Source organism: Sphingomonas floccifaciens (assembly GCF_042681125.1).
In the GTDB taxonomy this organism is placed as follows: Bacteria; Pseudomonadota; Alphaproteobacteria; order Sphingomonadales; family Sphingomonadaceae; genus Sphingomonas; species Sphingomonas floccifaciens.
Genome location: NZ_JBHUFC010000003.1, coordinates 320,796 through 340,366 on the forward strand (window position 1 = coordinate 320,796; position 19,571 = coordinate 340,366).

General features: G+C 67.6%; 22 protein-coding genes. 8 read left to right on the forward strand and 14 right to left on the reverse strand.

Going from position 1 to position 19,571, the window contains the following annotated elements; all coding sequences use genetic code 11:
• Positions 1 to 27: 27 nt before the first annotated feature.
• From ACFSC3_RS08575 to ACFSC3_RS08590, 4 genes are read right to left on the reverse strand one after another with little or no spacing between them, the layout of a single operon-like run.
• Complete coding sequence (locus ACFSC3_RS08575) at positions 28 to 327, reverse strand: NAD(P) transhydrogenase subunit alpha part 2 (protein ID WP_380939991.1); 300 nt, start codon at positions 325 to 327, stop codon at positions 28 to 30.
• Positions 328 to 337: 10 nt separating this feature from the next.
• Positions 338 to 787 (reverse strand): endonuclease domain-containing protein, encoded by a 450-nt coding sequence (locus ACFSC3_RS08580; protein ID WP_380939992.1) that lies wholly within the window; start codon positions 785 to 787, stop codon positions 338 to 340.
• Entirely contained in the window at positions 784 to 1,908 is a 1,125-nt protein-coding gene (locus tag ACFSC3_RS08585; protein WP_380939993.1) for an NAD(P) transhydrogenase subunit alpha, read from the reverse strand. Before ACFSC3_RS08585 ends, ACFSC3_RS08580 begins: the two co-directional genes overlap by 4 nt.
• A gap of 16 nt (positions 1,909 to 1,924) precedes the next feature.
• A complete protein-coding gene (locus ACFSC3_RS08590; protein WP_380939994.1) occupies positions 1,925 to 2,050 on the reverse strand; it encodes an aa3-type cytochrome c oxidase subunit IV in 126 nt (41 codons plus the stop codon).
• Positions 2,051 to 2,195: 145 nt separating this feature from the next.
• On the opposite strand from ACFSC3_RS08590, the gene ACFSC3_RS08595 reads away from it, so the two are divergent.
• The 3 genes from ACFSC3_RS08595 (at position 2,196) to ACFSC3_RS08605 (ending at position 4,891) form a co-directional block, all read left to right on the forward strand.
• Positions 2,196 to 3,620 carry a sigma-54-dependent transcriptional regulator gene (locus ACFSC3_RS08595; RefSeq protein ID WP_380939995.1) on the forward strand — a complete coding sequence of 475 codons (1,425 nt, stop codon included), beginning with the start codon at positions 2,196 to 2,198 and terminating at the stop codon, positions 3,618 to 3,620.
• 132 nt (positions 3,621 to 3,752) lie between these two features.
• A complete protein-coding gene (locus ACFSC3_RS08600) occupies positions 3,753 to 4,505 on the forward strand; it encodes an SDR family NAD(P)-dependent oxidoreductase (RefSeq protein ID WP_380939996.1) in 753 nt (250 codons plus the stop codon).
• A gap of 47 nt (positions 4,506 to 4,552) precedes the next feature.
• Positions 4,553 to 4,891, forward strand: a complete 339-nt coding sequence (locus ACFSC3_RS08605; RefSeq protein WP_380939997.1) for a hypothetical protein — start codon at positions 4,553 to 4,555, stop codon at positions 4,889 to 4,891.
• Here the strand turns inward: ACFSC3_RS08605 and folP are convergent.
• The 6 genes from folP to glmM form a co-directional block, all read right to left on the reverse strand.
• Positions 4,872 to 5,996: a dihydropteroate synthase gene (folP, locus tag ACFSC3_RS08610; RefSeq protein ID WP_380940894.1), complete on the reverse strand. Its 1,125-nt coding sequence runs from the start codon at positions 5,994 to 5,996 to the stop codon at positions 4,872 to 4,874. The genes ACFSC3_RS08605 and folP overlap by 20 nt on opposite strands.
• 110 nt (positions 5,997 to 6,106) lie before the next feature.
• Positions 6,107 to 7,237 carry a site-specific DNA-methyltransferase gene (locus ACFSC3_RS08615; RefSeq protein ID WP_380939998.1) on the reverse strand — a complete coding sequence of 377 codons (1,131 nt, stop codon included), beginning with the start codon at positions 7,235 to 7,237 and terminating at the stop codon, positions 6,107 to 6,109.
• A 238-nt stretch (positions 7,238 to 7,475) separates the two neighbouring features.
• The gene (locus ACFSC3_RS08620) at positions 7,476 to 8,072 is read right to left on the reverse strand and encodes a ribonuclease HII (RefSeq protein WP_380939999.1); all 597 of its coding nucleotides are present in this window, start codon (positions 8,070 to 8,072) and stop codon (positions 7,476 to 7,478) included.
• 1 nt (position 8,073) lies between these two features.
• Complete coding sequence (thiD, locus tag ACFSC3_RS08625) at positions 8,074 to 8,892, reverse strand: bifunctional hydroxymethylpyrimidine kinase/phosphomethylpyrimidine kinase (RefSeq protein WP_380940000.1); 819 nt, start codon at positions 8,890 to 8,892, stop codon at positions 8,074 to 8,076.
• Positions 8,889 to 9,113: a DUF1272 domain-containing protein gene (locus ACFSC3_RS08630; RefSeq protein WP_380940001.1), complete on the reverse strand. Its 225-nt coding sequence runs from the start codon at positions 9,111 to 9,113 to the stop codon at positions 8,889 to 8,891. Before ACFSC3_RS08630 ends, thiD begins: the two co-directional genes overlap by 4 nt.
• 141 nt (positions 9,114 to 9,254) lie before the next feature.
• Positions 9,255 to 10,592: a phosphoglucosamine mutase gene (gene glmM, locus ACFSC3_RS08635; RefSeq protein ID WP_380940895.1), complete on the reverse strand. Its 1,338-nt coding sequence runs from the start codon at positions 10,590 to 10,592 to the stop codon at positions 9,255 to 9,257.
• A gap of 72 nt (positions 10,593 to 10,664) precedes the next feature.
• Here glmM and ACFSC3_RS08640 point away from each other — a divergent pair, with 72 nt between their 5' ends.
• Together ACFSC3_RS08640 and ACFSC3_RS08645 are read left to right on the forward strand one after the other, a co-directional pair.
• The gene (locus ACFSC3_RS08640; RefSeq protein WP_380940002.1) at positions 10,665 to 11,933 is read left to right on the forward strand and encodes a dicarboxylate/amino acid:cation symporter; all 1,269 of its coding nucleotides are present in this window, start codon (positions 10,665 to 10,667) and stop codon (positions 11,931 to 11,933) included.
• Complete coding sequence (locus tag ACFSC3_RS08645) at positions 11,930 to 12,439, forward strand: O-acetyl-ADP-ribose deacetylase (RefSeq protein WP_380940003.1); 510 nt, start codon at positions 11,930 to 11,932, stop codon at positions 12,437 to 12,439. Before ACFSC3_RS08640 ends, ACFSC3_RS08645 begins: the two co-directional genes overlap by 4 nt.
• Positions 12,440 to 12,658: 219 nt before the next feature.
• On the opposite strand, the gene ACFSC3_RS08650 is transcribed toward ACFSC3_RS08645, so the two are convergent.
• Both ACFSC3_RS08650 and ACFSC3_RS08655 read right to left on the reverse strand, forming a co-directional pair.
• On the reverse strand, positions 12,659 to 14,803 hold the full coding sequence (locus tag ACFSC3_RS08650; protein WP_380940004.1) for a transglycosylase domain-containing protein: 2,145 nt from the start codon (positions 14,801 to 14,803) through the stop codon (positions 12,659 to 12,661).
• Between the two features lie 55 nt (positions 14,804 to 14,858).
• Complete coding sequence (locus ACFSC3_RS08655) at positions 14,859 to 15,425, reverse strand: HNH endonuclease (protein ID WP_380940005.1); 567 nt, start codon at positions 15,423 to 15,425, stop codon at positions 14,859 to 14,861.
• Positions 15,426 to 15,560: 135 nt separating this feature from the next.
• On the opposite strand from ACFSC3_RS08655, the gene ACFSC3_RS08660 reads away from it, so the two are divergent.
• From ACFSC3_RS08660 to ACFSC3_RS08670, 3 genes are all read left to right on the forward strand, one after another.
• A complete protein-coding gene (locus tag ACFSC3_RS08660) occupies positions 15,561 to 16,430 on the forward strand; it encodes a 3-hydroxyacyl-CoA dehydrogenase NAD-binding domain-containing protein (protein ID WP_380940006.1) in 870 nt (289 codons plus the stop codon).
• Positions 16,431 to 16,437: 7 nt separating this feature from the next.
• Positions 16,438 to 16,584 (forward strand): hypothetical protein, encoded by a 147-nt coding sequence (locus ACFSC3_RS08665; protein ID WP_200911473.1) that lies wholly within the window; start codon positions 16,438 to 16,440, stop codon positions 16,582 to 16,584.
• Between the two features lie 292 nt (positions 16,585 to 16,876).
• Positions 16,877 to 17,527, forward strand: coding sequence for a L,D-transpeptidase family protein (locus ACFSC3_RS08670; RefSeq protein WP_380940007.1), 651 nt, complete (start codon positions 16,877 to 16,879; stop codon positions 17,525 to 17,527).
• Between the two features lie 150 nt (positions 17,528 to 17,677).
• Here the strand turns inward: ACFSC3_RS08670 and ACFSC3_RS08675 are convergent, their stop codons facing one another.
• Both ACFSC3_RS08675 and ACFSC3_RS08680 read right to left on the reverse strand, forming a co-directional pair.
• Positions 17,678 to 18,136, reverse strand: a complete 459-nt coding sequence (locus ACFSC3_RS08675) for a hypothetical protein (RefSeq protein ID WP_380940008.1) — start codon at positions 18,134 to 18,136, stop codon at positions 17,678 to 17,680.
• Positions 18,133 to 19,455: a NupC/NupG family nucleoside CNT transporter gene (locus tag ACFSC3_RS08680; protein ID WP_380940009.1), complete on the reverse strand. Its 1,323-nt coding sequence runs from the start codon at positions 19,453 to 19,455 to the stop codon at positions 18,133 to 18,135. The genes ACFSC3_RS08675 and ACFSC3_RS08680 overlap by 4 nt, the downstream gene beginning before the upstream one ends.
• Positions 19,456 to 19,571: the final 116 nt, after the last annotated feature.

A 19,571-nucleotide genomic window follows, 5' to 3' on the forward strand; every position in this document is an offset into this window, starting at 1 on the left:
CAAAACCTGTCGTGGACTGCTCGCGCGTCAGTGCTTGGCCGGCGCCGGCCGGTCCTTCTTCTTGTACATCGCCAGCATCCGGCTGGTCACCGCAAAGCCGCCGAAGATATTGATGCTGGCAAGCACGACGCCGAGCAGCCCCAGCCACTTCGACGACGCGCTTCCAGCCGCGGCGGCGGCGATCAGCGCGCCGACGATGATGACCGACGAGATCGCGTTGGTCACCGCCATCAGCGGCGTGTGCAGCGCCGGCGTCACCGACCACACGACATAATAGCCGACGAAACAGGCGAGGACGAAGATCGAGAGGATCGCGATGAAGTCCATGAGCTTTCCTTCAATCCTCCCCGACACGGGGAGGGGGACCAGCCGCAGGCTGGTGGAGGGGGCGGGCGGCACGCGAGACGATCGCCTCTGCGGTGCCTGTCGGGTCGGCGAGAATACGCGCCGCTGCGATGCGGAGGACGCGATACCCGTTATCGGCCAGGAATGCGTCACGAAGCGCGTCGCGCGCAGGCCGATTAGCCATGTCACGCGAGATACCGTCGATCTCGATGACCAGCGAGGCCTTCGGGCAAAAGAAGTCGACGACATATGGGCCAATTGGATGTTGGCGCCGAAAGCTAACACCTTGTGGCGAGCCGCGAAGCTGCTGCCACAGTTGAACTTCCGGCAGCGTCATGTCGCGGCGCAGACGACGGGCGATCGATACTTCTGGCCGAAGTATGCGTGGCGCGCCCCCTCCACCGGCTTCGCCGGTCCCCCTCCCCGTGCCGGGGAGGATCATTGGGACAGCAACCGCGGGTTCACGACCTTGCCGCCCTGCGTCAACCGCACCGCGTCGCCGATTTCCGCGTCCAGAACCGGCTTCCCCGCCTCCTTGTCCCAGAACGCCGACAGGAAGTTGAACAGGTTGCGGCTGAACAATGCGCTGGTGTCCGCCGCCAGGCGCGAGGGCACGTTGCGGTGGCCGACGATCTTCACGCCGTGTCGCTCGACGACTTCGCCTGCGACCGCGCCTTCGACATTGCCGCCGGCTTCGACCGCCAGGTCGACGATCACGCTGCCGGGGCGCATCGTCGCGATCTGTGCGTCGCTGATCAGCCGCGGCGCCGGGCGGCCGGGGATCAGCGCGGTCGTGATGACGATGTCCTGCTTGGCGATGTGCGACGAGACGAGCGCGGCCTGCGCGGCCTTATATTCGTCGGACATCTCGGTCGCATAGCCGCCCGAGCCTTCGCCCTCGATGCCGGCGACATTCTCGACGAAGATCGGCTTGGCGCCGAGCGACAGGATCTGTTCCTTCGTCGCCGATCGTACGTCAGTGGCGGACACCTGCGCGCCCAGCCGCCGCGCGGTGGCGATCGCCTGGAGCCCGGCGACCCCGACGCCCATCACGAACACCTTTGCGGCGCTGACCGTACCGGCGGCGGTCATCATCATCGGGAAGGCGCGGCCATATTCGCCCGCGGCGTCGAGCACCGCCTTGTATCCCGACAGGTTCGACTGCGAGGACAATATGTCCATCGACTGCGCGCGCGTGATGCGCGGCATGAACTCCATCGCCAGCGCCTCGATACCGAGCGCGGCATAGGCGTCGACTCGCGCGCGCTCGCCGAACGGGTTGAGGCCCGCCGCCAGCCAGGCGCCTGACTTGATGCCGTCCAGGCTCGCCGGATCGGGTCCGGCGACGCCCAGCACGATGTCGGCGTCCGCCAGCACCTCCGCACGCGATCCGATCGTGGCGCCTGCCGCGGCATAGGCATCGTCGGCGATCGAGGCGGTATTGCCGGCCCCGCGTTCGACCGCCATCGCGGCACCTAACGAGATGAACTTCTTCACCGTCTCCGGCGTCGCCGCGACGCGCCGTTCGCCCGGTGCCGTTTCCCGCAGGACCGCGATTCTCATGCCCCGGCCCTTTGCGTCAGTTTGCGATCAGCCAGACGACCCCGGCGGCAACGATGAAACAGGCGATCGCGCCCCAATACAGGAACTTCATCACCCCGTTATAGGTCGATACATGCGCCTTCATGTCGCCGTGTTCGGCCATTTTCAGTCCCTCTTCCGTCGCAACTGCACCACCCTTAGCCAGCGATGGCAGGCGCCTCAAGTGCTGGCCGCGATCGCACTTAAGCCCGTCTTTACCGATCGCGTACTATCGCTGTGCCCCGAACAGGGACGACGGGGACAACCGAATGACGCGCAACGGCCAGCGCCTGCTGATGCTGATCGACGACGAACCCGCGCAGCGCCGCCTGATCGCGGCGATCGCGGGGCGTCGCGGATGGCGGACGATCTTCGCCGGCGACGCTGACGTGGCGATCGCGCAACTGGGCACGCCGGACGGCATGGCGCTGGATGCGGTGCTGCTCGACAGCTGGTCGCCGGAGGCTGATACCGCCGGTCTGATCGCCGAGCTTCGCGCGCGGCGTCCGGCACTGCCGATCCTGATGCTGACGGCGAACAACTCGGTCGCCGCCGCGGTCGATGCGATGCGCGCCGGCGCCACTGATTTCCTGGTCAAACCGCTGGGGCCGGAGCGGATGCTCGCCGCGCTCGATGCCGCGGTCGGCGGGGGCGGAACGGGTGAGTTGCGCCCGCTCAGCGAAAAGCTGCCGGCGGAGCTGGCGTTCGAGGATATCGTCGGCGCGGCGCCGCAGTTCCGCGCTGCACTCGCCATCGCCGCCAAATCGGCCCGCGCACGCGTGCCGGTGCTGATCGAGGGCGAAAGCGGCGTCGGCAAGGAAGTCGTCGCCGACGCGATCCACGCCGCCTCCCCACGCGCGAAGAAGCCGATGGTCCGCGTCAATTGCGGCGCGATCCCCGCCAATCTGGTCGAAAGCGAGCTGTTCGGACACGAAAAGGGCGCCTTCACCGGCGCGTTCGAGCGCAAGATCGGCCGGTTCCAGGACGCCGACGGCGGCACCATCTTCCTCGACGAGATCGGCGAGATGCCGTTAGAGGCGCAGGTCAAGCTGCTGCGCGTGCTCCAGTCGGGCGAAGTCCAGGCGATCGGCGCGCGCCACCCGCGCGAAGTCGACGTCCGCGTCGTCGCGGCGACCAACAAGACCTTGGCCGACGAGGTCGCCGCGGGTCGCTTCCGCGAGGACCTCTATTACCGCCTTAACGTCGTGCAGGTGACGATCCCGCCGCTGCGCGACCGTCCCGACGACGTCGCTCCGCTGGCACGTCACCTCCTCGGTCGCATCGCGACTCAGCCGGGCCTGCGTCCGCTGGGCATCACCGACGACGCGCTGTCGTTGCTGGTACAGTATGACTGGCCGGGCAACGTCCGCCAGCTTCAGAACGCGTTGTTCCGCGCCGCTGTCCTGTGCGACGGCGACGCGCTGACCAAGGCCGACTTTCCGCAGATCGCGACGCTGGCCGGCGCGCGCACGACGCCGGCATCCGGCGGCAGCCTGCACGGGGCGAGCGGCGTCACGCTGTTCCGCGCCGACGGCAATCTGCGCGCGCTGGAGGAGATCGAGGCGGACGTGATCCGCCTGGCGATCGGCCATTATCGCGGCCGCATGACCGAAGTCGCGCGGCGCCTGGGGATCGGGCGGTCGACGCTCTATCGCAAGCTTGGCGAGTTGGGAATTGATCAGTCGGCTGCCTGAGCCGACTTCGTCGCCCCACTCCCGTTCGTGCTGAGCTTGTCGAAGCACCGTACTTCGTGCCGCAGGGGCGTCGCTAGCGGATCAAAGAACGGTGCTTCGACAAGCCCAGCACGAACGGGGTAGGGTAGCGGCATGACCGACTTCACCAACCGTACCATCCTCGTCACCGGCGCCGCCTCGGGTATCGGCCTCGCCACCGCGCAGCATCTCGCCGCCAACGATGCCAAACGTCTGATCCTCGTCGACCGCGACGCCGACGCGCTCGCCGCGATCGACCTGCCGTGCGCCGTCGACCGACTGGCCGGCGACGTCGCCGACGAAGGCTTCTGGGCATCGGCCGGCGACGCCCTCGCAAACCTCGACGCTGCCGTCGTCAACGCCGGCGTGGCGGGGGCCGGTCCGATCGCCACGCTCGATTTTGTCGAGTGGCGCCGCATCCTGTCGGTCAACCTCGACGGCGCATTCCTGACGATCCGCGCCGCGATGCGTGCGATGGGGCCGCGGGGCGGCGCGATCGTCGCGGTCGCTTCGGCGGCGGGGATCAAGGCCGAGCCGGGCATCGCCGCCTATGCCGCATCGAAGGCGGGGCTGATCCAGCTCGTCCGTGTCGCCGCCAAGGAAGGTGCGCGCGCAGGCATCCGCGTCAACGCGATCGCGCCCGCGGGCGTCGAGACGCCGGTGTGGGACGCGGTGCCGATGTTCGCCGACCGCGCCGCCGAGATCGGTCGCGACGCCGCCTTCGCAGAGCTGGCCGCAATGGCGACGCCGCTCGGCCGCTATGCGAAGGCCGAAGAGATCGCCACGCAGATCGGATTTCTGCTGTCCGATGCGGCCGCACTGATGACCGGCACGGTGCTGGTCAGCGACGGCGGTTATACGCTATGATCGATGCCTGACGAAGGGTTGAAACCTAACGATCCGGGGGAGGGTCCATGCTGTCCACCATCGCGTTGCTCGCGGCCATCGCCTTCGTCGGTGTCGCCGCCTACCGTTTCTCGCCCTCCGCGCCGCCGCGCTTGAGGAATGCGCAACTGGCGCTGGCATTGGCGGCGGGGTTGTTCGGGATCGCGGCGTTCAAGGCCACCGGGGATTCGCGCTGGCTGGTCGGCGGCATTCTGATGGTCGGGGCGGGCGTGCCGGGCTTTCTCGCGGGCAATCGCCGGACGCTGGCCACGGTGGCGCTGATCTGCGGCGTGCTCGGCGTCGTGCTCTTCGGCATCGCGACCGCGCGGCCGATGGCGGCGGCGGCGGTCAGTCCCGCCGCGACGTAAGCCCGGCGTCCTTCAACCCGCGCCAGACCCGTAGCGCCTGAACCGTCTCGGCGACGTCGTGGACGCGCAGGATCTGCGCCCCGCGATCCGCGCCGTGGAGCGCTAGCGCGACGCTGCCGCCCAGCCGTTCGTCGACCGGCGCCTCGTTCGACAGCGCGCCGATCAGCCGCTTGCGGCTCGCGCCCAGGACGATGCCGCAGCCCAATCCGTGGAACATCGCCATCCCGTTCAACAGCGCGAGATTGTCGGCCAGCGATTTGGCGAAGCCGATGCCGGGGTCGACCAGGATCTTCGTCCGGTCGACGCCCGCGGCGACCACTGCCGCCACCCGCGCCTCCAGCCAGTCGTACACTTCGACCAGCACGTCGGCATAGCTCGGCCGCGCGTGCGGACCGGCGGCGGGGTCGGGCGTGTGCATCAGCACGACCGGACAGCCGGCCGCCACGCACACGGCGACCGCGCGATCGTCCCACGCGAGGGCAGCCACGTCGTTGACGATGCCGGCCCCGGCGGCGAGGGCGGCTTCCATCACGCCGGCCTTGCGCGTGTCGATCGAGATGGCGGTGCCCGAGGCGGCGAGGCGTTCGATGACTGGCCGCACGCGGGCGATCTCGTCACCCTCCCACACCGTCGCCGCGCCCGGACGGGTCGATTCGCCCCCGACGTCGATGATCGCCGCACCCGCCGCCGCCATGTCGAACCCGGCCTGCGCGGCGGCTGTGTCATCGGCGTTGGCGCCGCCGTCCGAGAAGCTGTCCGGTGTGCGGTTCAGGATGCCCATCACCTGCGGCTGGTCGAGCCGGATGGTGCGCCCCGGCAGCACGATCGGCGCGCGCGGGGCCGAGATGCGCGCGGCGAGAGTGCGGAGGCGCTCGGCCTGAGGTGCGGCCAAGTTGGCGATGACCGCGGGCAGGGCGGCGACCGGGACGCTCGCCTGCGCGACGCGGGCGGTGCCGACGATGGCGATCAGTTCGTAGGCGGCGAACCAAAGGAGGCCGCCAGCCAGCCGGGCGACGGTGCCGTCGCGGCCGACGGGCGTGTCGACGAAGGCCTCGGGCCGGAGGTACAGCCGGGCGTCGGCGGGAATCGTCTGCAAATCAATCATCACGCCGACCCCGTCCGCACTGAGCTTGTCGAAGTGCTGTACTTCTTCAGTCGAAGAAAGGGCAGGGCTTCGACACGCTCAGCCCGAACGGTGGAGGGAGTTGAACAAAACTACGGCTGCGTCGCCAGCAGATAGGTCTGACGGATCGTGTCGATCGGCTGCAATTTGCCCTCGGCCTCATGCTGCCAGAAGGTCCACCCATTGCACGCCGGCGCGCCCTGCAGCGTCGAGCCGAGCTTGTGGATCGATCCCGCCTGTCCGCAATCGCTCAGCAGCGATCCGTCCGCGCGCACGGTCGCCCGCCAGCGACGCTTGGCGTCGGTCAAGACCGCGCCCGGCTTGAGATAGCCGGTTTCGACCAGCGTCCCGAACGCGACCTTCGGCGCGGCCTTGGGGCTCTGCATCGTGGTCAGCGCCGATTCGTCGAGCGGCAGGGCGGCGGCGATCCGCTCCTCGGCGGCGGCGATGTACGAATCCTCGCGCTCGATGCCGATCCAGTGCCGCCCCAGCCGCTTGGCGACCGCACCGGTCGTGCCGGTGCCGAAGAACGGATCGAGGATGACGTCCCCCGGCTTCGAACAGGCCAGCAGGATGCGGTAGATCAGCGCCTCGGGCTTCTGGGTCGGGTGAACCTTCACCCCGTCCTTCTTCAGACGCTCCTGCCCGCCGCAGATCGGGAATTCCCAATCCGAGCGCATCTGAAGCTCGTCGTTGAGCGTCTTCATGCTGCGGTAGTTGAAGGTGTAGCGCGACTTCTCGCCCATCGACGCCCAGATCAGTGTCTCATGCGCGTTGGTGAAACGCGTGCCCTTGAAGTTAGGCATCGGGTTGGCCTTGCGCCACACGATGTCGTTCAGGATCCAATAGCCCAGATCCTGGATCGCGGCGCCGACCTTGAAGATGTTGTGATAGCTGCCGATCACCCAGATCGCGCCGTTCGGCTTCAGAATGCGGCGCGCCTCGGTCAGCCAGGCGCGGGTGAAGCGGTCGTAATGGCCGAGCGTTTCGAACTTGTCCCACTCGTCGGTTACGGCATCGACATGGCTGCCGTCCGGGCGATTGAGGTCGCCGCCGAGCTGGAGGTTGTACGGCGGATCGGCAAAGATCAGGTCGACGGAGGCGGCCGGCAGCGCGCGCATCACCTCAATGCAGTCACCCTTCAGGATGCGATCAAGCGCGAGGTCGAGCGGCGCTTCCTGCGCCAGCGCCGGCGCACCGGACAGCTTCTCGATAACACCCATTTGAATCGGCCCCCCGGCGTTGTTGGACGCGCAATTCGTCGGAGCACAGGGACTCCGTCAAGCGAACATTGGTTAACGCTAAGGATGACCAAGTCGTTAACGGAGCGGAACAAATTTGGACCCTGCCCGCATTTTGAGTCCTGTGGGCAAGTTATCCACAACCCCTAGTGGTGTGTCTGGAAAGACTCACCGGATATGGAATAGCCGGGTTTTGCGACGAACCGTTGAGCGGGCAGCGTCAGAGCGGCAATTCCGCCTGCGCCACCGGTGCGAACGAGCGGCGGTGGAGCGGCGTCGGCCCGTGTTCGCGCAACGCCGCCAGATGCCGGGCGCAGCCATAGCCCTTGTTCGAATGCCAGTTATACGCCGGGTAGGTGTCCGCCGCGGCGATCATGATCGCGTCGCGTGTCGTCTTGGCGAGGATTGAGGCCGCGGCGATCGACAGGCTGATCGCATCGCCGCCGACGATCGGGGTACAGGCATAGCCCCAGCGCGGCGAACGGTTGCCGTCGACCAGCACATGGCCGGGCGCGACCCCCAGCGCCTCGACCGCCAATGTCATCGCCTTCATAGTCGCCCAGTAGATATTGAGCGTGTCGATCTCTGCCGGTTCGACGATGCCGATGCCGAAGGTGGCGCAATCGCGCAGTCGCAGCGCGAGCCGATCGCGTTCCTTCGCCGACAGTTTCTTCGAATCGTCGATCCCGCGCGGAATCCCCTTCGTTGGCAGGATCACCGCCGCGGCGACCACCGGTCCGGCGAGCGGACCGCGACCCGCCTCGTCGACGCCGACGACGGGGGCGAGGCAGAGCTTTTCGTGCTTCAGTCCGGGCATGTCACGACCATCGCGCTTCAAACGCCTTCACGTCGAAACCCGTACGATCCCTTGCCGCCAGGATCGGATAGAATGGCGTCGTTCCAAGCGCGTGACCCATCGGCCCGTGCCCGTGGCCGAGGGCCGGTGCGGCCCTGAGCGCCACCTGGACGAAGTCGATCGCACGATCGATAGCGACCGACAGCGCCAGTCCTCCGGCCAGACCGGCCGCGATGCCACTGGCGAGCGTGCAACCGGTTCCGTGCGTATGCCGGGTTTCGAGCCGTGGATGCGACCAGCGTGTTTCATTCCCCCGGTCAAGGAGCCGGTCGACGACCTCCGCGCCGTCCGCGTGCCCGCCCTTCACCAGCAACGCCGGGCCATGCGCGAGCACCGCCGCTTCGCCGCCCAGCGCCTCCAGTTCGGGCAGGTTCGGCGTTACCACCGTCGCCTGTCGCATCAGCCGGGTGAAGGCCGCGATCGTGTCCGCGTCGGCCAGCACCGCGCCTGATGTCGCGATCATCACGGGATCGAACACGACCGGCGTATCCAGCCCCTCCAGCACGTCGGCGACGGCGTGCGCGACCTCCGCCGATCCGATCATTCCGATCTTGACCGCGTCCACGCCGATATCATCGATGCAGGCCCGCATCTGCTGCACCACGAACGCCGCGGACACCGGCATCACGCCCTGCACGCCCAGCGTATTCTGCGCGGTCAGCGCGGTGATCGCGGTCATCGCATGGCCGCCGAGCATCGTCACCGTCTTGATATCGGCCTGGATGCCGGCGCCACCGCCCGAATCGGAGCCGGCGACGATCAGGACGCGCGGAATCGTCATCCGCGATGCCGCCGCTCGGTCGAAGCCGGATACGCCGTCAGCGTCTTGCTGACCCGCGCCGGCCGGTCGAGCAGCTCGCCGCCGCAGTTCGGGCAACGCTCGTCGAGCGCATCGGCGCATTCGGCGCAGAAGGTACATTCGAGCGAGCAGATGAACGCACCCGCTTCATCCGCGGGCAGGTCGACGCCGCAGCGTTCGCAGTCAGGGCGCATGTCCAGCATGGGCGGGGATGTAGGCGCAACGGCCGTGCGGGGGAAGGCGTGGTGGGAGAGGGCGATACGCTCGTCAGACGGGGCGGCGGTGCCGTCCCGCTGGCCGAGCGTGTCGAGTCCTGACTTTGCCTCGGCAAAGTCAGGCGTCTTCTACGCTGCTGCCTTTACCGCCTCCACGATACGATCGACCACCGTCTCGACCTGCTTCTCATCCTCGCCTTCTGCCATCACGCGGATCAGCGGCTCGGTGCCCGATTTGCGGATCAGCAACCGGCCCTTGCCGGTAAGTTCGGCTTCGGCCGAAGCGATCACCGATTTGACCGTCGCATTCTCCAGGGGCTGGCCGCCCGAGAAGCGGACGTTCTTGAGGAGCTGCGGCAGGGGTTCGAAGCGGCGGAGGACTTCGCTTGCGGGAGCGCCGGCACGGACGACTTCGGCCAGCACCTGAAGCGCGGCGACCAGGCCGTCGCCGGTGGTCGCATAGTCGCTGAGGATGATGTGCCCCGACTGTTCGCCGCCGACATTATAGCCCGATGCGCGCATCTTCTCGAGGACATAGCGATCGCCGACAGCGGTGCGGACGAGGCCGAGCCCCTGCGCGGCCAGGTGGCGTTCGAGGCCCAGGTTCGACATGACCGTCGCGACCAACCCGCCGCCGCGCAGCCGGCCCTGGCGCGCCCAGCCGCTGGCGATCGTCGCCATCAACTGGTCGCCATCGACGATCTGACCGGTTTCGTCGACCACGATCAGTCGGTCGGCGTCGCCGTCCAACGCGATGCCGATATGCGCGCCGCTCGCCACTACCGTCTCGCGCAGCGTCAGCGGGGCGGTCGATCCGACCTGGTCGTTGATGTTGCGGCCGTTGGGCGTCACGCCGATCGCGATCACGTCGGCTCCCAGTTCCCAAAGGGCGGCCGGCGCGACCTGATAGGCTGCGCCGTTCGCGCAATCGACGACGATCTTGAGGCCATCGAGCGTCAGGTCGTGCGGAAAGGTGGTCTTGGCGAAGTGGATGTAGCGGCCCTTGGCATCGTCGACGCGGCGCGCGCGGCCGATGTCGGCAGCCGGAGCCAGATCGACATGACCGTCGATGCCCTCCTCGATCGCGGCTTCGTCGGCATCGCTCAGCTTGTAGCCGTCCGGGCCGAACAGCTTGATGCCGTTGTCGAAGAACGGATTGTGGCTGGCTGACAGCATCACGCCCATGTCGGCGCGCATCGATGCGGTCAGCATCGCGACCGCGGGCGTCGGCATCGGGCCGAGCAGCACCACGTCCATGCCGACGCTGGTGAACCCCGCGACCAGCGCCGATTCAAGCATATAGCCGCTCAGCCGCGTATCCTTGCCGATGACGACGCGGTGGCGGTGATCGCCGCGCAGGAAATGCTTGCCTGCCGCCATGCCGACCTTCATCGCCATCTCGGCCGTCATCTTGTCGGCGTTGGTCAGGCCGCGAATGCCGTCGGTGCCGAAATATTTCCTTGCCATCGTAGCGTTTTCCGCAACCTTGTCGTCCATTGATCGGGTCGACATAGCGCGGCGCCCACGGAGAATCGAGCAATGTCGCAAGCAACCCGCATCCTGGTCGCGCTGGTCGGAGGACTCGTCCTCGGAATTCTGCTCGCGCGGATCGCGCCGTCGGCCGACGCGGTCGGCGTCGCCATCGCCGAACCGGTCGGGACGATCTGGCTCCACGGATTGCAGATGACGATCGTGCCCTTGGTCGTCGGCCTGCTCGTCACCGGCATCGCCGCGACCGCGGAAGCCGCCAAGGCCAGCCGGCTCGCGACGCGCGCGCTGGTCGTGTTCATCGCTTTGCTGTGGACGTCGTCGGCGCTGTCGGCGGCGATCTTCTTCACGATCACGCATTTTTTCCCGCTCGGTCCCAATGCCGCCGCCGCCTTGAAGGGCGCGGTCGCGAGCGCGAGCGAAGTCGGACAGGTACCGCCGTTCAGCGAATTCCTGGTCGCGATGGTGCCGACCAACCCGCTGGCGGCGGCTGCCAACGACGCCTTCCTGCCGCTGATCGTCTTCACCGTCGCCTTCGCCTTCGCGGTCACCCGTTTGCCCGACGAGCCGCGGCGACTGCTGACGGGCGTGTTCCAGGCGGTGGCGGATGCGATGCTGATCGTCATCGGCTGGGTGTTGTGGCTGGCGCCGGTCGGCGTGTTCGCGCTGGCGTTCGCTGTGGGGGCGAAGGCGGGGACGGCGGCGTTCGGGGCGCTGATTCACTATGTCCTGACCGTTACCGCCTGTGGTGCAGGCGTCACGTTGCTCGCCTTTCCGGTCGCGATCATCGGCGGGCGGCTGGGGCTCGGCACCTATCTGCGCGCGATGACACAGCCCGCCGCGGTCGCGGTGTCGACGCAATCGTCGCTCGCGTCGCTGCCGGCGATGCTGCGGGCGAGCGAGAAGCTGGGCCTGCCGGTCGCGACATCGGGCGTGGTGCTGCCGCTGGCGGTCGCGATCTTCCGCTTCACCGGGCCGGCGATGAACCTCGCAGTCGCGCTCTATGTCGCGCATATCTTCGGCGTGGAGCTGACCGCGGGCCAGATCGCGATCGGCATCGCCGCGGCGGCGGTAACGACGATGGGCGCGGTGTCTTTGCCTGGCACGATCAGCTTCGTGTCGTCGATCGCACCGATCGCGCTGGCGATGGGCCTGCCGATCGGCCCGCTGGCGCTGTTGGTCGCGGTCGAGACCTTCCCCGACATCATGCGGACGCTGGGCAATGTGATGATGGACGTCGCGGCGACCTCCGCGATCGGGCGGCGGTCGGGCGGGGTCAGGACCGAAGCCGATGCGATCCTGGCCGAGGCGCCGGAGTGACCCGCCTCCGCGCGATCCGGGCGGACATCACGACCCTGGCGGTCGATGCGATCGTCAATGCGGCGAACACGTCGCTACTGGGTGGTGGCGGTGTCGATGGCGCGATCCACCGTGCGGCGGGGCCGGAACTGGTTGCAGAAACGCGGACGCTCGGCGGATGCGAGCCGGGAGAGGCGAAGCTGTCGCGCGGTTATCGACTGCCTGCGGGGTATGTGATCCATACGGTCGGACCGATCTGGAACGGCGGCGGACGCGGCGAGGCGCAGGTGCTGGCGGACTGTTACCGAAGCTGCTTCGCCATCGCGGCGCGCGAAGGTTTCCAGACGCTGGCGGTTCCGGCGATCAGCACGGGCATCTATGGCTATCCCGCCGAGCCCGCGGCGGAGATCGCGGTTCGCGAGACGCGCGTTGCGCTGGCGGAGAATGCGCGGCTGGCATGCGTGACGTTCGCGCTGTTTTCCGAGGATCAGCTGGCGATCTACGAGCGGTTGCTGGCCGCGGGCTGACCTGCGCTCCGGCGCAGGCGGAGTCCCCGGTAACCCTGGGCTCCCGCCTGCGCGGTGGCACGGTGGTCCATGGGGCAAACGGCCCTCTCTCCCCGTTCGTGCTGAGCTTGTCGAAGCACCGTTCTGCGATACACCCGCGCATCGCTTGCGGCTCAAAGAACGGTGCTTCGACAAGCTCAGCACGAACGGGGAGAGGATAGTCCGCCATCCCTCCCCGCCCTACCGCGGCTCCGCGTCCTCATCCTCCGGCGGCCGGCGATCTTCCCGGCGTGGAGGCGGTCCCTCGCGCCGCCGGTCGCTCGGCGCTACCGCGAAGCTGCCGTCGCGGCCCAGCCGCACGTTGAGGCCCAATCCTTCGATCTCGGCCGCGGGCGGCGCGGCGTCATCGGTGGTGATCAGCTCGTCAGGGTCGAGCGTGGAGTCGATCAGATTGCCGACCGGGTCCTCGACCTCCTCGACCATCGGCGGCGGGGGCGCGGACACACCCAGCGCCTCGATCATGAAGTCGCGCCAGATGCGCGCGGGAATGCCGCCGCCCTGCAGGCCGGGATTAGGCGAATTGTCATCGTTGCCGACCCACACGCCCGCGACCAGCCCCTGCGCATAGCCGACGAACAGCGCGTCGCGGCTGTCCTGCGTCGTGCCGGTCTTGCCGAAGCCGGTGATGCTGAGCGCGGCTTGCGTGCCCGTGCCACTGGCGATCGAGCGCGACAGCAATTCGCGCATCCCCTCCAGCGTCTTCTCGTCGATCTGGGTGCGACGGCCGCGCCAGCGATCGATGAAGCCGGCTTCCTCCTCCGCCGACAGGCCGCGCGCGCGCACCGGATATTCGCCGGCGGCGATGGCGGCATAGGCGCTGGTCAGCTCCAGCAGCGACATGGTCGAGGTGCCGAGCGCGATCGAGGCTTCGTTGGCGATCGGGCTGGTGACGCCCAAGTCGCGCGCGGCACGGATGACGTTCGAGACGCCGACTTCCTTCGTCAGCCGCGCGGCGGCGACATTGGATGATTTGGCGAAGGCGCGCGCGAGGCTGATGGTGCCGGCATAGCGGCCGTCCGAATTCTTCGGGCTCCATTCGCCGATCGTGACCGGCTTGTCCTCGACCGGGCTCTCCGGCGTCATGCCGCTGCGCAGCGCGGCGAGATAGACGAACAGCTTGAAGGTCGATCCCGGCTGGCGCTTGGCCTGTACCGCACGATTGAACGGCGACTTCGCATAGTCCTTGCCGCCGACCATCGCGACGACCGTGCCGTCGGGCCGCATCGCGACAAGGGCGGCCTGTGCTTCGCGCAGCCCGGCACGGCGGATCGCCCGTTCGGCGGCGCGCTGCATGCGCCTGTCGAGTGTGGTGGTGACGGTCAGCTCGCTGGCGATCTCACCCGCGCGGTCGCGCGCCTGGGGCAGGACCCAGTCGGCGAAATAGGTGCCCGAGGGCAGGTCTTTCGTCCGCTCCACGTTCAGCCGCGCGGGACCGGCATCGGCGGCCTCGGCCTTGGTCAGGAAGCCGCTTTCGACCATCGCGCCGACGACCAGCTTCTGGCGTGCGCGGGCGCCCGACAGGTTGATGGTGGGCGCAAGTCGCGACGGCGCCTTCACCAGCCCTGCAAGCAGGGCGGCCTGCGAGACGCTGAGTTGCTCAGGGCGCTTGCTGAAATAATGTTTCGCCGCCGCCGACAGGCCGTAGACGTTGTCGCCGAAATAGGCGTTCGACAGGTAGCGGCTGAGGATTTCATCCTTGGTCAGCCATGCCTCCAGCCAGAAGCTGATCATCAGCTCGCGCGCCTTGCGGCCGAAGGTGCGGTCGGACGACAGGAAGGCGTTCTTCGCCAGCTGCTGGGTGATCGTCGACCCGCCCTCGCGCATCCCGCCGGCGCGGGCGTTGTTCCACATCGCGCGGGCGATGCCGCGTGGCGAGACGCCCCAATGCGAATAGAATCGCCGATCCTCGATGGCGATGAACGCCTCCGGGATGTGCTTTGGCAGCGTCCGCACGTCCACAGGCGCGCCGATGACCGCCCCGCGCCGCGCGATCGGGCTGCCGTCGCTCGCCAGCAACGTGACGCTGGGCGGCGTCGGGGGCTTGAGCGAGCGCGACAGCGGCGCGGTGACCGCCAGCCACAGGATCGCGACGACCAGCAGCACGATGAACACGCCTGTCCCGCGGACCAGCCAGCGACCCCAGCGGATGCGACTCTTCGGCTTGGCTGGCGGCTCGAACCGCAACCCCTCGTCGTCGGACGGCGGCGGCGCAGGCGGCATGGCACGGCCGCCGAGTTTGCCCGTACGCGCGAAATTGGCGAAGGGGTCGTCGTCCGACGGCCCCGAGCGGCGGTCGGACGGATCGAACGGCGGACCCAGATTCATAGCGGCTGTATTAACGTCCTAATACGCGACCGGCAAGCCGCCGCGGGGCGGGAAATCAGGCTTCCAGCTCGATGTCCCAGTACAGCCAGTCCCGCCATGTGTCGTGCAGGTAATTCGGCGGGAAGCTGCGGCCATGTTCCTGCAACTGCCAGCTGGTCGGGCGGATCGGCTGGACGTGGAGCGGCATGCTCGCCTGGCGCGGGGTGCGGCCGCCCTTCTTCAGGTTGCACGGCGCGCAGGCGGTCGCGACATTCTCCCATGTCGTGCGCCCGCCCTGCGCGCGCGGGATGACGTGATCGAAGGTCAGGTCACGGCCCGTCCCGCAATATTGGCATTCGAACCGATCGCGCAGGAACAGGTTGAAGCGGGTGAAGGCGGGAAAGGCCGACGGCTTCACATATTGCTTGAGCGCGATGACCGACGGCAGCTTCAGCGCCGCGGTCGGGCTGCGCACCTCGCGCTCGTAATGCGACACGATGTCGACGCGGTCGAGGAACACCGCCTTCACCGCGGTCTGCCACGGCCAGATCGACAGCGGATAATAGCTGAGCGGCGTATAGTCGGCGTTGAGCACCAGCGCCGGGCAACTGTCCGGGTGTCTCAGCAGGTCGGGATGAAACATACGTCCCCCATCGCGTCACTGACGATGTCATCGTCGCCAGCGATGACACAGGTATGACAGCATGGGGAGCGCGGTCGGGTCAAGCGCTGGCGTCGGGCGTTCGTGGCGCTATGAGGTCGTACAAAGGAGAAATTCATGAAGATCGTCGGCGTGATCGGTGCAGGACAGATGGGCGCAGGCATCGCGCAGGTGTCGGCGGCGGCGGGGTATCGCGTGCTGCTGTCCGATGTCGACCAGGCCCGGGCCGAGGGCGGCAAGGCGGGGATCGCCAGGCAGCTCGACCGGTTGGTGACGAAGGAGAAGATCACCGCGGACGTGCGCGACACGACGCTCGGGCACATCGAGCCGATTGGCGACGTTGCAGCGATGGCCGATTGCGATCTGGTGATCGAGGCGGCGACCGAGCGCGAGGACATCAAGCGCAAGATCTTCGAAGCCGTCGGCAAGGGCATGCGCAGCGACGCGATCCTCGCCACCAACACCTCGTCGATCCCGATCACCCGCCTGGCGCAGGCCGCGCCCGACCCGGCACGGTTCATGGGCGTGCATTTCTTCAATCCGGTGCCGGTGATGGGCCTGATCGAATTGATCCGCGGCCTCGCCACCAGCGACGCGACGGTGCAGGCGGTCGAGGCCTATGGCCGGACGCTCGGCAAGGAGATCGTCCATGCGCAGGATGCGCCGGGCTTCATCGTCAACCGCGTGCTGATGCCGATGCTGAACGAGGCCTGCTTCGCACTGGGCGAAGGCGTCGCGACGATCCGCGATATCGACGTCGCGCTGACGCTGGGGCTCAATCACCCGATGGGACCGTTCACGCTGGCCGACTTCATCGGGCTCGACACCTGCCTGAACATCACCCGCGTCCTGTTCGAAGGCACGGGCGATCCCAAATTCCGCCCCGCGCCGCTGCTGGTGAAGTATGTCGAGGCGGGCTGGTACGGCCGCAAGACCGGCCGCGGCTTCTACGACTATACGGGACCCGAGCCCGTACCGACGCGTTGAGGGGCGCATGGCTCTCGACGATACCATCATCCAGACGCCGGACGGTCCGATGACCTATGGCGAGTGGAAGAAGAAAAATCCGGTGCAGGTCCCGTCGCGTCGGACCAAGGGCAAGGATCTGCCGAACAAGGTGAAGATCCGCACCGACGAATGACCCTGGGACCGATCGACATTCAGCCCATACCGGCCTGCAAATGGCGCTTTTCCGTGCTTCCGGTGCTCACGTACCTTTAGTACGCTGCGCTCCGGGTCACGCAAAATCACCATTTTCGGCTCGGTCTGACCTGAATGTCGATCGGCCCAAGAGCAGGGGACGGAAGGGGGGAACGCGCCGGGTTCGTGTCTCGTGACGGAACAGGCGAAAATCCGCCCTTCCCTTGACCGTCCGAAAAGCCGATCTGTCGCCTTGGGCTTTGGCTTAGAGCGCTAGGGATTCGAAAGCGACGATGGCAACCACGGCGAGATGGGCGAAACGGATCGGGCTGACGCTCGGTTGCGGCGCGAGCTTCCTGGTTGCTGCCTATCTCGCCGACCGGATGTCGGCAACGCCGGCGGCGGTGGCGGCGCCAGCGTCCAAGTCGGCCGCCCGGTCCATGGCGGTTTCCGCGCCGATCGATCCGACCGCCTATGTCGTGAAAAGCGTGCTTGCCGTCCGCAAACCCTTCGTCCACGGCGACTGGTATTGGGACGAGAGCGCCGCGCCCGCCGACAAGGGCGGCAAGATCGTCGTGACCGTCGACCTCAAGGCGCAGGTGCTGTCGGTGTTCCGCGACGGGCATGAGATCGGCACGGCGGTGATGATCTATGGCGCGGACAGCAAGCCGACGCCGCTCGGCGCGTTTGAGGTCAGCTTCCGCAAGGCACAGCATGTGTCCAGCCTTTACGACGCGCCGATGCCCTATACGCTGCGCCTGACCAACGACGGCGTGTCGATCCATGGTAGCGAATCGATGCGCCCCGATGCCGCGACCCACGGCTGCGTCGGCGTGCCGATCGCGTTCGCGCAGAAGCTGTTCGGCGTCGTGCAACTGGGGGACACGGTGATCGTGACCAACGGCGAGGTGCCGGGACGGCGCCAAGCCGTGAAGGCGGCGTAACGTCGCCACCTTTCTTGAAATCGTCATCCTGACGAAAGTCAGGATCCAGAGCCAAGCCGTACAGACGCCGAAGCAGAGAAACCCTGGATTCCGGCTTTCGCCCGAATGATGGGGTGGAGGTGTCGGCGGATGTTGGCAGGGTGAGGCAGGTCAGTGGCGGCCGTCAAAGTCCAGTTCCAACCGACCCCCGACCGGCACTGCATCCCACGCCAGCGTCAACTCCGCCATCCGGACCCGGATCGCATCGATCGTAGCCGCTTCCACCGCCAGCGCCGGGCACCCGCGCGCGTCGCACGTCACCGCATAGAGCGCGATCATCTCCCCGGCCGGCGTGACGCCGCCAGACCAGCCATCGCCCTGGATCACTTCGACCAGCCGCTCGACGCCATCGCTGACCGCCTCCGCGCCCATCGTGAAGTCGGCGGCCTCGCCCGCTGCGACGCGACCGAGAAACCCCCGCGCGTCGAGCACGCTTTCGACGGCGTAATGCACCATGTCGTGCGGAATGATCCGTTGCTTGGGACAGTCGATCGCCTCGTCGGGGCGGCCGTCCCGCACGATCGTCAGCGTGTCGGTCTTCCCCGCTCCCTTGGCGAAGACCAGCCTCACCCGATCAGCAGCCCCGCCAGTGCGGCCGACATCAGGTTCGACAGGCTGCCCGCGACCAGCGCCTTGATCCCCAATTGGGCGATCATCGGCCGCTGGTTGGGTGCCAGGTTGCCGGTCACCGCCATCTGGATCGCGATCGATGAGAAATTGGCGAAGCCGCACAGCGAGAAGGTGACGATGGCGACACTGGCCGCCGACAGACCGCCCGCACCCTGGATCTTGCTGAGTTCAATGAACGACACGAATTCGTTGAGCACGATCTTGGTGCCGAACAGGCCGCCGGCGACGCCCGCTTCGTTCCACGGCACGCCCAGGATGAACATCACCGGCTGGAAGACATAGCCGAGCAGCATCTGGAAGCTGAGTTCGGGGTGGCCGAACCAGCCGCCGATGCCCGCCAGCAAGCCGTTGGCGAGCGCGACGAGGGCGACGAACGCCAGCACCATCGCGCCAACTGCGACGGCCAGCTTCACGCCCGTCTGAGCGCCCTGTGCGGCGGCCATGATGATGTTGGCCGGCTTTTCCTCGTCGTGGCTCGCCTCGGCGATCGGCTCGCTGCCTTCGATCTCGGGCGCGGTCGAGCGCGTGTGCGGCTCGGTCAGCGCGACGCTGCCCTCGGCCGAATCGCCCAGCGGCAGCTCGCCCTGGCGGGCGGGCACGTCGGGCATGATGATCTTCGACATCAGGATGCCGCCCGGCGCCGACATGAAGCTGGCCGCGAGCAGATAGGGGAGCAGCTGTTCCCCGATCATGCTGGCATAGGCGCCGAGGATCGTGCCCGCGACGCCAGCCATGCCGACCGTCATGACGGTGAACAGCTGGGGCGGGGTCAGACTGGCGAGATAGGGGCGGATGACCAGCGGGCTCTCCGACTGGCCGACGAAGATGTTCGCCGCCGATCCCAGCGATTCGACCTTGGTGATCCCCGTCACCAGCTGGATCGCGCCGCCCACCCATTTGATGATGAGCTGCATGACGCCGAGATAATAGAGGATCGAGATCAGCGAGGCGAAGAAGATGATGACCGGCAGCGCCGCGATCGCGAAGCTGTTGGCCCCCATCGTCGGCCCGGCCAGCGGCCCAAAGATGAAATCAGTGCCGGCCTTGGCATAGCCCAGCAGGTTGGCGACGCCGTGCGACATGCCGGCGATCGCGGACTTGCCCCAGCTGGTCGCCAGCACCAGCACGGCGAACCCGGCCTGCAGCGCGAACGCCGGGCCGACGACCCGCAGCCGGATCGCGCGGCGATTATTCGACAGCGCGAAGGCGACCAGCAGAATGACGACGATACCGGCCAGGCCGATCAGATTTTGATGCACGTAGACGCCCACCCCTGGGGAAACATATTCCGCCAGCATGGCAGAGCTTTGGCCGCTGCGACAGGGGTTTGTGTATGGCTACGGATCCTCCCCTGCAAGGGGAGGTGGCGCGCGAA

Excerpts from the sequence above, each read along its gene's own strand:
- ACFSC3_RS08575 (WP_380939991.1), bottom strand. The coding sequence starts at position 327 with ATGGACTTCATCGCGATCCTCTCGATCTTCGTCCTCGCCTGTTTCGTC.
- ACFSC3_RS08580 (WP_380939992.1), bottom strand. The coding sequence starts at position 787 with ATGATCCTCCCCGGCACGGGGAGGGGGACCGGCGAAGCCGGTGGAGGG.
- ACFSC3_RS08585 (WP_380939993.1), bottom strand. The coding sequence starts at position 1,908 with ATGAGAATCGCGGTCCTGCGGGAAACGGCACCGGGCGAACGGCGCGTC.
- ACFSC3_RS08590 (WP_380939994.1), bottom strand. The coding sequence starts at position 2,050 with ATGGCCGAACACGGCGACATGAAGGCGCATGTATCGACCTATAACGGG.
- ACFSC3_RS08595 (WP_380939995.1), top strand. The coding sequence starts at position 2,196 with ATGACGCGCAACGGCCAGCGCCTGCTGATGCTGATCGACGACGAACCC.
- ACFSC3_RS08600 (WP_380939996.1), top strand. The coding sequence starts at position 3,753 with ATGACCGACTTCACCAACCGTACCATCCTCGTCACCGGCGCCGCCTCG.
- ACFSC3_RS08605 (WP_380939997.1), top strand. The coding sequence starts at position 4,553 with ATGCTGTCCACCATCGCGTTGCTCGCGGCCATCGCCTTCGTCGGTGTC.
- folP (WP_380940894.1), bottom strand. The coding sequence starts at position 5,996 with ATGATTGATTTGCAGACGATTCCCGCCGACGCCCGGCTGTACCTCCGG.
- ACFSC3_RS08615 (WP_380939998.1), bottom strand. The coding sequence starts at position 7,237 with ATGGGTGTTATCGAGAAGCTGTCCGGTGCGCCGGCGCTGGCGCAGGAA.
- ACFSC3_RS08620 (WP_380939999.1), bottom strand. The coding sequence starts at position 8,072 with ATGCCCGGACTGAAGCACGAAAAGCTCTGCCTCGCCCCCGTCGTCGGC.
- thiD (WP_380940000.1), bottom strand. The coding sequence starts at position 8,892 with ATGACGATTCCGCGCGTCCTGATCGTCGCCGGCTCCGATTCGGGCGGT.
- ACFSC3_RS08630 (WP_380940001.1), bottom strand. The coding sequence starts at position 9,113 with ATGCTGGACATGCGCCCTGACTGCGAACGCTGCGGCGTCGACCTGCCC.
- glmM (WP_380940895.1), bottom strand. The coding sequence starts at position 10,592 with ATGGCAAGGAAATATTTCGGCACCGACGGCATTCGCGGCCTGACCAAC.
- ACFSC3_RS08640 (WP_380940002.1), top strand. The coding sequence starts at position 10,665 with ATGTCGCAAGCAACCCGCATCCTGGTCGCGCTGGTCGGAGGACTCGTC.
- ACFSC3_RS08650 (WP_380940004.1), bottom strand. The coding sequence starts at position 14,803 with ATGAATCTGGGTCCGCCGTTCGATCCGTCCGACCGCCGCTCGGGGCCG.
- ACFSC3_RS08655 (WP_380940005.1), bottom strand. The coding sequence starts at position 15,425 with ATGTTTCATCCCGACCTGCTGAGACACCCGGACAGTTGCCCGGCGCTG.
- ACFSC3_RS08660 (WP_380940006.1), top strand. The coding sequence starts at position 15,561 with ATGAAGATCGTCGGCGTGATCGGTGCAGGACAGATGGGCGCAGGCATC.
- ACFSC3_RS08665 (WP_200911473.1), top strand. The coding sequence starts at position 16,438 with ATGGCTCTCGACGATACCATCATCCAGACGCCGGACGGTCCGATGACC.
- ACFSC3_RS08670 (WP_380940007.1), top strand. The coding sequence starts at position 16,877 with ATGGCAACCACGGCGAGATGGGCGAAACGGATCGGGCTGACGCTCGGT.